At 64.2% G+C, this 9,943-nt stretch carries 15 protein-coding genes; 11 read left to right on the forward strand and 4 right to left on the reverse strand.

What is annotated here, in order from left to right:
- The first annotated feature begins 3 nt into the window (after window positions 1–3).
- Together JWP26_RS09320 and JWP26_RS09325 are read left to right on the forward strand one after the other, a co-directional pair.
- On the forward strand, window positions 4–588 hold the full coding sequence (locus JWP26_RS09320) for a Smr/MutS family protein (protein ID WP_299726203.1): 585 nt from the start codon (window positions 4–6) through the stop codon (window positions 586–588).
- Window positions 585–956 (forward strand): helix-turn-helix transcriptional regulator, encoded by a 372-nt coding sequence (locus tag JWP26_RS09325; protein WP_299726205.1) that lies wholly within the window; start codon window positions 585–587, stop codon window positions 954–956. Before JWP26_RS09320 ends, JWP26_RS09325 begins: the two co-directional genes overlap by 4 nt.
- Window positions 957–1,145: 189 nt before the next feature.
- Here JWP26_RS09325 and hslU read toward each other — a convergent pair whose 3' ends face one another.
- The 4 genes from hslU to JWP26_RS09345 form a co-directional block, all read right to left on the reverse strand.
- Window positions 1,146–2,450, reverse strand: a complete 1,305-nt coding sequence (hslU, locus tag JWP26_RS09330; protein WP_299726207.1) for an ATP-dependent protease ATPase subunit HslU — start codon at window positions 2,448–2,450, stop codon at window positions 1,146–1,148.
- The gene (locus JWP26_RS09335) at window positions 2,443–2,964 is read right to left on the reverse strand and encodes a GNAT family N-acetyltransferase (protein ID WP_299726209.1); all 522 of its coding nucleotides are present in this window, start codon (window positions 2,962–2,964) and stop codon (window positions 2,443–2,445) included. Before JWP26_RS09335 ends, hslU begins: the two co-directional genes overlap by 8 nt.
- Window positions 2,965–2,967: 3 nt before the next feature.
- Entirely contained in the window at window positions 2,968–3,525 is a 558-nt protein-coding gene (gene hslV / locus JWP26_RS09340; protein WP_299726211.1) for an ATP-dependent protease subunit HslV, read from the reverse strand.
- A gap of 68 nt (window positions 3,526–3,593) precedes the next feature.
- Window positions 3,594–4,079: a hypothetical protein gene (locus JWP26_RS09345; RefSeq protein ID WP_299726213.1), complete on the reverse strand. Its 486-nt coding sequence runs from the start codon at window positions 4,077–4,079 to the stop codon at window positions 3,594–3,596.
- 132 nt (window positions 4,080–4,211) lie between these two features.
- Between JWP26_RS09345 and hisB the strand changes: the two genes are divergently transcribed.
- The 9 genes from hisB to JWP26_RS09390 all read left to right on the forward strand — a co-directional run.
- Complete coding sequence (gene hisB, locus JWP26_RS09350; RefSeq protein WP_299726215.1) at window positions 4,212–4,799, forward strand: imidazoleglycerol-phosphate dehydratase HisB; 588 nt, start codon at window positions 4,212–4,214, stop codon at window positions 4,797–4,799.
- A 281-nt stretch (window positions 4,800–5,080) separates the two neighbouring features.
- Window positions 5,081–5,434 (forward strand): DUF2628 domain-containing protein, encoded by a 354-nt coding sequence (locus JWP26_RS09355; protein WP_299726217.1) that lies wholly within the window; start codon window positions 5,081–5,083, stop codon window positions 5,432–5,434.
- The gene (gene hisH, locus JWP26_RS09360; protein WP_299726219.1) at window positions 5,431–6,075 is read left to right on the forward strand and encodes an imidazole glycerol phosphate synthase subunit HisH; all 645 of its coding nucleotides are present in this window, start codon (window positions 5,431–5,433) and stop codon (window positions 6,073–6,075) included. The genes JWP26_RS09355 and hisH overlap by 4 nt, the downstream gene beginning before the upstream one ends.
- Complete coding sequence (gene hisA, locus JWP26_RS09365; RefSeq protein WP_299726221.1) at window positions 6,072–6,803, forward strand: 1-(5-phosphoribosyl)-5-[(5-phosphoribosylamino)methylideneamino]imidazole-4-carboxamide isomerase; 732 nt, start codon at window positions 6,072–6,074, stop codon at window positions 6,801–6,803. The genes hisH and hisA overlap by 4 nt, the downstream gene beginning before the upstream one ends.
- Window positions 6,800–7,126: a hypothetical protein gene (locus JWP26_RS09370; RefSeq protein ID WP_299726223.1), complete on the forward strand. Its 327-nt coding sequence runs from the start codon at window positions 6,800–6,802 to the stop codon at window positions 7,124–7,126. The genes hisA and JWP26_RS09370 overlap by 4 nt, the downstream gene beginning before the upstream one ends.
- 54 nt (window positions 7,127–7,180) lie before the next feature.
- The gene (hisF, locus tag JWP26_RS09375; protein WP_299726226.1) at window positions 7,181–7,978 is read left to right on the forward strand and encodes an imidazole glycerol phosphate synthase subunit HisF; all 798 of its coding nucleotides are present in this window, start codon (window positions 7,181–7,183) and stop codon (window positions 7,976–7,978) included.
- Window positions 7,979–8,037: 59 nt separating this feature from the next.
- Entirely contained in the window at window positions 8,038–8,358 is a 321-nt protein-coding gene (locus JWP26_RS09380; RefSeq protein WP_299726228.1) for a phosphoribosyl-ATP diphosphatase, read from the forward strand.
- Window positions 8,358–9,308 carry a type I pantothenate kinase gene (gene coaA, locus JWP26_RS09385; RefSeq protein ID WP_299726230.1) on the forward strand — a complete coding sequence of 317 codons (951 nt, stop codon included), beginning with the start codon at window positions 8,358–8,360 and terminating at the stop codon, window positions 9,306–9,308. Before JWP26_RS09380 ends, coaA begins: the two co-directional genes overlap by 1 nt.
- Window positions 9,309–9,335: 27 nt before the next feature.
- Window positions 9,336–9,943 (forward strand): TIM barrel protein (locus JWP26_RS09390; RefSeq protein WP_299726232.1); only part of this gene is annotated, 608 nt, incomplete at its 3' end.

Below are 9,943 nucleotides of genomic sequence, written 5' to 3' on the forward strand. Positions count from 1 at the left end.
TTCATGTCCAAGCGTGATCCAAAACGCCTGCCACACGACTTCCACCTGTGGACGGCCGTTGCCGCCACCATCGATCCGCTGCGCCGCAAGCGTCTGCTGAAGATGGCCAACGGCCCGCTGCCCCTGCCTGAGCCGGCGGCCGAAAAGCCGCCCGCTCCGCCGCCTCCCGAAAAGCCACGCCGCCGCTTCCAGGTGCCGTCCTACCAGGCGCCGATGCCCCCGCATGGCAAAATCCCCGACCGGGCGCTCGAGCCCTCCATCAAGAAGAAGGTCGTGCGCGGTCGTATCGAGATCGATGGCACCATCGACCTGCATGGCCTGCGCCAGGACGAAGCCCGGGCCGCGCTCTATCGTTTCATCCAGGCTCGGGCCGCGCGGGGCGACCGCACCATCTTGGTCATCACCGGCAAGGGCATCAAGACCATCGACGACTACACCCTCGCCATGACCGAGCGCGGCGTGCTGCGCACCATGCTGCCGGTCTGGCTTAGCGAGCCGTCGCTGTCGCCGCTCGTGTCCGGCTGGACCGTGGCCGCCCGTGGCCATGGTGGGGAGGGCGCCTGGTATGTGCGCCTGCGCCGGCCATGACGCCCTTGGGCGCAAAAATGCGGGCCCTGCGCGAGGAACGCGGCGTCTCGCTGAAGGAGATGGCGGCGGCGCTCAACGTCTCGAGCGCCTATCTGTCCGCCCTCGAACACGGCCGCCGCGGCAAGCCCACCGGCTTCCTGCTGCATCGCATCATCGCCTATTTCAACGTCATCTGGGACGAGGCCGAAGAGCTGCAGCGCCTCGCCGAACTCTCCGATCCCAAGATCACCATCGATACCGGGGGCCTTGCCCCCGAGGCCACCGAACTGACCAACCGCCTCGCCGCCGCCATCGGCAAGCTCAATACCGAAGACCTCATCGCCCTCCGCACCGAATTGCAGCGCCGGGCCAACAAGCCGCGGCCATAAAAAAGCCGCCAGGCGAACCTGGCGGCTGTCTTTGAATTCCCAGCTCCTCGTCCCCTCCCCCTGAGGGGAGGGCCAGGGTGGGGGGAACGAGCCGCAAACCGGATTTCGTCTGGCTTGGCGCCACTCCCGTTGCAGCCTCCCACCCTCAGTCCCTCCCCTCAAGGGGGAGGCAGGGCAACCATCGAGTTCTTACAACACGAACTTGCTCAAATCCGTATCCGCCGCCAACACACCCACCTTCTCGGCCACAAACGCCGCGTCGATGCGGATGGTCTCGCCCTGCTTGTCCGGCGCGGTGAAGGAAATATCCTCCACCAGCCGCTCCATCACCGTCTGCAACCGGCGCGCGCCGATATTCTCGACCGAGTTGTTGACCTTGACCGCCGCGTCGGCAATCGCCGCGATGGCGTCCTGGGTAATGTCCAGCGTCAGCCCTTCGGTGGCCATCAGCGCCACATACTGCTTGATCAGGCTAGCCTCGGTATCGTTGAGGATGGCAATGAAATCCTCGCGGGTCAGCGCCTTGAGCTCCACCCGGATCGGCAGGCGGCCCTGCAATTCCGGCAGCAGATCACTGGGCTTGCTCACATGGAACGCGCCCGATGCGATGAACAGGATATGGTCGGTCTTGACCGGACCATACTTGGTCGACACCGTCGTGCCCTCGATCAGCGGCAGCAGGTCGCGCTGCACGCCCTCGCGCGATGGACCACCCGAGACGCCGCCATCGCGCGCCGCCACCTTGTCGATTTCGTCGATGAAGACGATGCCGTGGTTTTCCACCAGCTCGATGGCTTCGCTCTTGAGCTGGTCCTGGTCGAGCAGCTTGTCGGCCTCCTCGGCGATCAGCGGTTCATAGGCGTCCTTCACCTTGAACTTCCGCTTGGTGCCCTTGCCGCCCATCTTGGCGAACATGTCCTGCAGGTTGATCATGCCGACCCCGCCCTGCATGCCGGGAATCTCAAACCCGCCGGCCCCGGCCGATGGCGTCAGCTCGATCTCGATTTCCTTGTCGTCCAGCTCATTGCCCCGCAGCTTCTTGCGGAACGAGTCTCGCGTCGACGGCAGCGCCGAAGTGCCCACCAACGCATCGAGCACCCGCTCTTCGGCATTGTGATGCGCCTGCGCTTGCACGTCGGCGCGCTTCTTGTCGCGCAGTACCGCGATGCCGGCCTCGACCAAATCGCGAATGATCTGCTCGACGTCGCGGCCCACATAGCCCACCTCGGTGAATTTGGTCGCTTCCACCTTGATGAACGGCGCCTGCGCCAGCCGCGCCAGGCGTCGCGCGATCTCGGTCTTGCCGACGCCGGTCGGCCCGATCATCAGGATATTCTTGGGCGTCACTTCGCGCCGCAATTCGGGGGTCAGCTGCTGCCGGCGCCACCGATTGCGCAAAGCCACGGCGACGGCGCGTTTGGCGTCATGCTGGCCCACGATGTGCCGGTCGAGTTCGGATACGATCTCGCGCGGGGAAAAATTGGTCTCACTCATTTTCTGTCTTTCCTGGTGCCTCATCGAAGAAGCGCACCATCATGTGTTCGTCGATATATCGACCGTTCACCAAAAGGCAGCGGGGGTCGGTGCCATAGGTTTTGAACCCCGCCTTTTCGTAGAGCCCGATAGCCGGCGTGTTATGCGCACCCACCATCAGGTGCAGTTGGATCACCCGGCTGCGGGCATGCGCCACCGCTGTCTCGATCAGCGCCAGGCTCGCGCCGGTGCCGCGTAAACGCTGCTGCACATAGACCTGATAGAGCCAGCCCCGATGCTGTTCGCGCTCGCCCTTGGTCTGGCCGAAGGCCACGATGCCGCCCAGAGTGCCTTCGGCGAAGACGCCGAAAAATGCCATCTGACCCAGCAGCGCCGCCAGATCGTCATCGCCGCGGGCAGCAAAGCTTTCCGCCGAACTCGCATAGGCATCGGGATGATTGACCAAGGCCTCATGGCGCAGCGCCCGATAGGCGGCGACGTCAGCAGCGGTCAGCATCCGGATCGAGTAATCCAATTGCTAGAACTCGATCGTTTCAAGGGTGACGTTGGAATTGGTATAGACGCAGACCTGCTCGGCGATCTTCATCGCCCGGCGGGCGATTTCCTCGGCGTCCAGCTCGGTCGCGTCGGCCAGCGCCAGCGCTGCGCTCAGCGCGTAATTGCCGCCCGAGCCGATGGCCGTCACGCCATAGTCCGGCGTCAGCACGTCGCCCGTGCCGGTCAGCACCAGCGTCTCCTTGGCGTCGGCGACGATCATCATCGCCTCCAGCCGCCGCAGATAGCGATCGGTGCGCCAGTCCTTGGCCAGCTCGACCGAGGCGCGCATCAACTGATTGGGATACTGGATCAGCTTGGCCTCGAGCCGCTCGAACAGCGTGAAGGCGTCCGCCGTCGCGCCGGCAAAGCCGCCGATCACGTTGCCATCGCCCAGCCGCCGAACCTTGCGCGCGCCGTGCTTCATCACGGTCTGGCCCATGGTCACCTGGCCGTCGCCGGCCACCACCACCTTGTTGCCCTTGCGCACGGCGACAATCGTCGTCCCGTGCCAGCCGGGGAAATTATTGCTCTCACTCATTGGGAAGAAACTCCAGAACTGTTGAGTGATATTTAGGGCACGCTTGGGCGATTGCAATGTGGCGCGCGCTACATGCCTGCGGCGACCGCCTCGGCGAGGGAAACGGCCTCGTCCCTGGCTAAGCCGAAGGTCTGGACGGTTACCGTATCGTCCTTGTTGATGAAGCTGATGCTATAGGCCTTCGATGGGTTCTCGGCCGGATCCACGATGAAGCCTGCCTGCCAAGGCCCCTCCAGCGGGGCAAGGTTTTCGGCACCGACATTGCTTGCCATGCCGGCCTGCGACTGCTCGAAATATTGCAGCGGCGTGCCGCCGGTGATGTTCTGGCTGGCGGCGGTGATGGACGTGACTTTGGCATAGAGCCCGTCCCCGCCCTGCCAATTGCAAAACGACACGCCGTCCTGCTCGCTCTGCTCGATGATCGTGGCAAGCCCGCCGAAACTGTCCTCCAGCACCCCGGGCGAGACCATGTCGCAGGCGGTTCGGCTCGATTGCGCCATGGCGGGCGACACTGTCAGCAAGGCGGCCAGGACAAGCAGGGGCAGGAAACGCATTGGCCAACTCCGTGAGGTCAAACGCGCAGTTCGTCAGCCGATTATGGCACAATAGCGAATGGCGCCCTCTAACGTGATCTTCACGCGTCCGTGCCTATCTGCTAGTCAGCCGCCTATTCTGGAGACAAACCCATGCGCACCGCCGAGATTGCCCGCAAGACCAACGAGACCGAAATCACCGTCTCGCTCAACCTCGACGGCACCGGCACCCATTCCATGGCGACCGGCATCGGCTTTTTCGATCACATGCTCGACCAGCTTTCGCGCCACTCGCTGATCGACATGACCGTCGCCGCCAAGGGCGACCTGCACATCGATTTTCACCACACGGCGGAAGACGTCGGCATCGCTCTCGGTCAGGCTTTCCTCAAAGCCCTTGGCGACAAGAAGGGCATCCGCCGCTATGCCAGTTCCGACCTGCCGATGGATGGCACGCTGACCCGCGCCGCCGTCGACGTCTCCGGCCGCCCGTTCCTCGTCTTCCGCGCCTCCTTCTCTGCCCCAAAAATCGGCGAAATGGATACCGAGCTGTTCCGCGAATTCTTCCAGGCTTTTGCCATGAATGCTGGCATCACGCTGCACCTCGAGAACTTCTACTTCGACAACAACCACCATCTGGCCGAGTCCATGTTCAAGGCCGTCGCCCGCGCCCTGCGCGACGCCGTCGAGATCGATCCCCGCCAGGCCGATCGCATCCCCTCCACCAAGGGCACGTTGTAAAAGGCATTGTCACCCCACCAACCTTCCTTCCCGCGGACTTGATCCGCGGGCCCCTCCCCACGACCACCGCGTCCGGCTTGGGCTGCGGTAGGCTCACGGGGTCGGACGGCGGGTGGCTGCACGTGAGGGGTCTTCCGCTCGTCGTCCTTTTGCCCTAAATCACCCACAACCACGATGTCACCCCGGCGCAGGCCGGGACCCATCCTGAGATCTCGAGATGGGTGCCGGCCTTCGCCGGTATGACACCGAGTGTGCGGGATGGTCATTGCCTCGGAGCCGCCATGACCCTCTTCGCCATTTTCGAGCCCAAGCTCGGTATCACTTCTACCCCAGCCGCCATCCCGGAAAAATTCTCCTGGTTGGCCTTCCTGCTGCCGCCCGTCTTCGCGCTCGTCCACGGCCTCTGGCTGCCCCTGATCGCCTACATCGTCGCCGTCATCGCGCTGGGCCTAGCCGCCGCGATCCTTGGTGGTGCCGCGGCCTTCTGGCTCTACGTCCTCTTCGCACTCTGGATCGGCTTCGCCGCCCCCGGCCTGCGCCGCCAGGCGCTGAGCCATCGCGGCTGGAGCCATCGTGGCGACCGCGTCGCCACCGCCCCCGATCTTGCGACCCTGTCCTGGCTGGAATCCAAATGAGCCTCGTTACCATCATCGATTACGGCTCGAGCAACCTCCGTTCCGCCGCCAACGCCTTCGAGCGCCAGGCCGCGCTCATGGACGATCCCTCCGAGATTCTCGTCACCGCCGATCCCGAAAAGGTCCGCGCCGCCAGCCGTATCGTGCTGCCCGGCGTCGGCGCCTTTGCCGATTGCGCCGCCGGCCTCAATGCCGTCCCCGGCATGCGCGACGTGCTCGAAGAACGCGTCATCGCTGGCGGCACGCCCTTCCTCGGCATCTGTGTCGGCATGCAATTGCTCGCCACCGAAGGCCGCGAAAAGGCCATCACCCCCGGCCTCGGCTGGATCGACGGCGCGGTGGTCCATCTGACCCCGTCCGACCCGACCCTCAAGATTCCGCACATGGGCTGGAACACGCTGCGCATCCAGAGGCCCCACACCCTCCTCGCCGGCATCCCCGAGGGCCTGCACGCCTATTTCGTGCACTCCTATCACCTGCAGACCGACCGGCCCGACCTGACCATCGCCACGACCGATTACGGCGGGCCCGTCACCGCTATCGTCGGCCGCGACAATATTTTCGGCACGCAGTTCCACCCCGAAAAAAGCCAGGCCCTCGGCCTCGCCCTCATCTCCAATTTCCTCACCTGGTCCCCATGATCCTCTTTCCCGCCATCGACCTCAAAGACGGCCAGTGCGTTCGCCTCAAGCTGGGCGACATGAACCAGGTCACCGTGTTCAACGACAGCCCCGCCGCCCAGGCCAAACTGTTCGAAGACCAGGGGTTTGAATATCTTCACGTCGTCGATCTCAACGGCGCCTTCGCGGGCGAAAGCGTCAACGGCGCCGCCGTCGAAGCCATCATCGGCGCAGTGAAATTCCCCGTCCAGCTTGGCGGCGGCATCCGCACCATGGCCCATATCGATGCCTGGCTCGCCAAGGGCGTGTCCCGCGTCATCCTCGGCACCGTCGCGGTGCGCGATCCCGCCTTGGTCCGCGAGGCCGCCCAAAAATATCCGGGAAAAATCGCTGTCGGCATCGATGCCCGCGCCGGCATGGTGGCCGTCGAAGGCTGGGCCGAAACCTCGCAGCTCTCCGTCATCGAACTCGCCAAGCGCTTCGAAGGCGCCGGGGTCGCGGCCATCATCTATACCGATATCGATCGCGACGGCATCCTGGCCGGCATCAACTGGGAGGCGACAATCAAGCTCGCCGAGGCCACCGCCATTCCGGTGATCGCCTCGGGCGGCCTCGCCTCGATGGCCGATATCGCCACCCTGGCCGATCCGAAATACCGCGCCCTCGAAGGCGCCATTTCGGGCCGCGCGCTTTATGACGGCCGCATTGATTCACGTGAAGCACTCGCTTTGCTCAAGGCCGCCGCATGACCGAGCTGGCTCCCCAGAGCCGGTTCCCCTGGTGGGCCTATTGGACGGCCCTGGTGTTCATCGCCATTTTCACCCTGTGGCCCATCGGTCTGCTCGCCACGACCTTCGGCATCGCCGATGCCAATGGCTGCGGCCCCCAACAGGGTAGCCTCTATGCCTGCCTTGCCATGGGCGACTGGGGCGAAACGCTTTACACCATGGGCGTGCTCGGTTGGCTGATGCTGGTCAGCGTCCCGCTCGGGCTGGGCGCCTTCATCGTCTGGCTGATCATCCTGCCCATCCACCACGCCGCCTGGGCGCGCGCGATCCGGGCCGGCCACTGACTGGCATCGCCAACGCTTCGTTCCTATCTTGGTCGTCGAACAAGGACTTTCCCCGTGACCCTCAAGACCCGCCTCATCCCCTGCCTCGACGTCAAGGACGGCCGCGTGGTCAAGGGCGTGCAGTTCGTCGATCTGATCGATGCCGGCGATCCGGTGGAAGCCGCCATCGCCTATGACGCGGCCGGCGCCGATGAATTGTGCTTCCTCGATATCGCCGCCAGCCACGAGGGCCGCGACACCATTTTCGATGTTGTCGCCCGCACCGCCGAACACTGCTTCATGCCCGTCACCGTCGGTGGCGGCGTGCGCACGCTCGAGGATATCCGCAAGCTCCTGCTGTCCGGCGCCGACAAGGTGGCGATCAATTCGTCAGCGGTGAACGATCCCAATTTCATCGCCCGTGCCGCCGACAAATTCGGCAATCAGTGCATCGTCGTCTCCGTCGATGCCAAGCAGCGGCTCGACCAGCGCGTCGGCGGCGACAACCGCTCTGAGTGGGAAATCTACACACATGGCGGCCGCAACGCCTCGGGCCTCGACGCGGTCGAGTTCGCCGTCCGCATGGTCGAACTCGGCGCCGGCGAATTGCTGGTCACCTCGATGGATCGCGACGGCACCAAGTCCGGCTTCGATATCGCCCTGACCCGCGCCATCACCGATGCAGTCAATGTCCCGGTCATCGCCTCGGGCGGCGTCGGCAATCTTGATCACCTGGTCGAGGGCGTGCGCGAAGGCCATGCCAGCGCCGTGCTGGCCGCCTCCATCTTCCACTTCGGCACCTACACCATCCCCCAGGCCAAGCAGTATCTGGCCGATCACGGCATTCCCGTCCGCATGGATCGCGCCGCCTGAGCCAGGTGACTCCCGCCTCGAAGTTTGCTCTAAGCCCCTCGCAATAGTGGGAGCCTCGCATGCCCTTTACCCTCGACGACCTCGATGCCCGCATCGCCCTGCGCGCTGCCGCCTCTCCCGATGAGAGTTACACCGCCAAGCTGATTTCGCGCGGCGTGGAAAAGTGCGCGCAAAAGCTCGGCGAGGAGGCCACCGAAGCCGTCATCGCTGGCGTCACCGCCAACAAGCCCGAACTGACCAAGGAGGCCGCCGACGTGCTGTTCCACCTGCTGGTGCTACTGCGCGCCGTCGACGTGCCGCTCAGTGCCGTGATGAGCGAACTGGAATCCCGCCAGGCCCAATCCGGTCTAGCTGAAAAAGCCGCGCGGAAACCGTCCTGATGACCAAGCGCCGCTCGGTCCTCGCCCCCTATCACAGCTTCACCCGGGCCCAGTGGTCGGCTCTCCGCGCCGACGAGCCGATGACGCTCGACGCCGAAGACATCAAGCGCCTGCGCACCCTCAGCGATCCGATTTCGCTCGAGGAGGCCGAAGAGGTCTACCTGCCGCTGACCCGCCTGCTCTCGTTTTACGTCGAGGCTGTGCAGGGCCTGCACAATATCTCCACCCGCTTCCTCGATACCCCCGACCAGAAAGTGCCCTTCATCATCGGCGTCGCCGGATCGGTGGCGGTGGGTAAATCCACCACGGCGCGTATCCTGCGCGCGCTGTTGCAACGCTGGCCCTCCAGCCCCAAGGTCGATCTCGTCACCACCGACGGGTTCCTGCTGCCCAATGCCACTCTGACCGAGCGTGGCATCATGCAGCGCAAGGGCTTCCCCGAAAGCTACGATCGCGGCCGCTTCGTGCAGTTCCTCGCCGATATCAAATCGGGCAAGGGCAATGTCGCGGCGCCGGTCTATTCCCATCTGGTCTACGATATCGTGCCTGACCAGCAGGTCGTGATCGACCGCCCCGATATCCTGATCGTCGAGGGCCTCAACATCCTGCAGCCCGGCGAACTGCCCAAGACCGGCAAGCCGATCCTCTTCGCCTCCGACTTCATCGATTTTTCGATCTATATCGACGCCGACAACGAGGATCTGGAATCCTGGTTCATGGAGCGGTTTTTCCAGCTCCGCGAGACGGCGTTCCGCGATCCCACCTCGTTCTTCCGCCGCTTTGCCGAGATGAGCAAGGACGAGGCCGGCGCTTTTGGCAAAATGGTCTGGGAGACCATCAACCTGCCCAACCTGCAGCAGAACGTCGTACCCACCCGCGGCCGCGCCGATCTGATTCTCAAGAAGGGCAAAAGCCACTCCATCGAAGATGTTCGATTGCGCCGCGTTTAAAGCGGCACGCCGAAGAGGGACCAAAAAATGCGCTATTCCGCCTGCATCGACATGCTGTTCGTCCCCGAAAGTTCCGACCCCGCCCAGCGCATTCGCCTCGCCAAGGCCGCCGGTTTCGATGCGGTGGAATTCTGGCTCTGGTCCAACAAGAACCTTGATGCCATCGAGGACGCCCTGGGCGAAACCGGGCTGACGCTCGCCGGCATCGTCGCCGAACCCTTTGCCGAATTGACCCGCACCAGCGATCACCAGCGCTTCTTCGACGGCCTCGCCCAAAGCCGCGATGTCGCCCTGCGCCTCGGCGCCAAAATGCTCATCGCCCAAGGCGGTCCCGAACTGCCCGGCGTTTCCCGCGCCAGCCAGCATGATGCCCTGATCGAAGCGATGTCCGGCTCAGCCGATGTGCTCAAGGGAAGCGGCCTGCGCTTGGGGCTGGAGCCGCTCAACACTCGCGTCGATCACAAGGGTTACTATCTGTCCTCGACAGCCGAGGGCCTCGATATCGTCAACGCCGTCAACCGTCCCGAGATCGGGCTGACCTACGACCTCTACCATTCCATGGTGATGGACGAAGTACCCCAACAGGTGATGGCCGGCCATATCGAGCGCATCGTGCACCTGCACATCGCCGACCA

The organism is Devosia sp., from assembly GCF_028290435.1.
In the GTDB taxonomy this organism is placed as follows: Bacteria; Pseudomonadota; Alphaproteobacteria; order Rhizobiales; family Devosiaceae; genus Devosia.

Coding starts and splice junctions, on each gene's coding strand:
- JWP26_RS09370 (WP_299726223.1), top strand. CDS start 6,800: ATGACCGAGCTGGCTCCCCAGAGCCGGTTCCCCTGGTGGGCCTATTGG.
- JWP26_RS09345 (WP_299726213.1), bottom strand. CDS start 4,079: ATGCGTTTCCTGCCCCTGCTTGTCCTGGCCGCCTTGCTGACAGTGTCG.
- hslU (WP_299726207.1), bottom strand. CDS start 2,450: ATGAGTGAGACCAATTTTTCCCCGCGCGAGATCGTATCCGAACTCGAC.
- hisA (WP_299726221.1), top strand. CDS start 6,072: ATGATCCTCTTTCCCGCCATCGACCTCAAAGACGGCCAGTGCGTTCGC.
- JWP26_RS09355 (WP_299726217.1), top strand. CDS start 5,081: ATGACCCTCTTCGCCATTTTCGAGCCCAAGCTCGGTATCACTTCTACC.
- hslV (WP_299726211.1), bottom strand. CDS start 3,525: ATGAGTGAGAGCAATAATTTCCCCGGCTGGCACGGGACGACGATTGTC.
- hisB (WP_299726215.1), top strand. CDS start 4,212: ATGCGCACCGCCGAGATTGCCCGCAAGACCAACGAGACCGAAATCACC.
- hisH (WP_299726219.1), top strand. CDS start 5,431: ATGAGCCTCGTTACCATCATCGATTACGGCTCGAGCAACCTCCGTTCC.
- JWP26_RS09380 (WP_299726228.1), top strand. CDS start 8,038: ATGCCCTTTACCCTCGACGACCTCGATGCCCGCATCGCCCTGCGCGCT.
- JWP26_RS09325 (WP_299726205.1), top strand. CDS start 585: ATGACGCCCTTGGGCGCAAAAATGCGGGCCCTGCGCGAGGAACGCGGC.
- coaA (WP_299726230.1), top strand. CDS start 8,358: ATGACCAAGCGCCGCTCGGTCCTCGCCCCCTATCACAGCTTCACCCGG.
- JWP26_RS09320 (WP_299726203.1), top strand. CDS start 4: ATGTCCAAGCGTGATCCAAAACGCCTGCCACACGACTTCCACCTGTGG.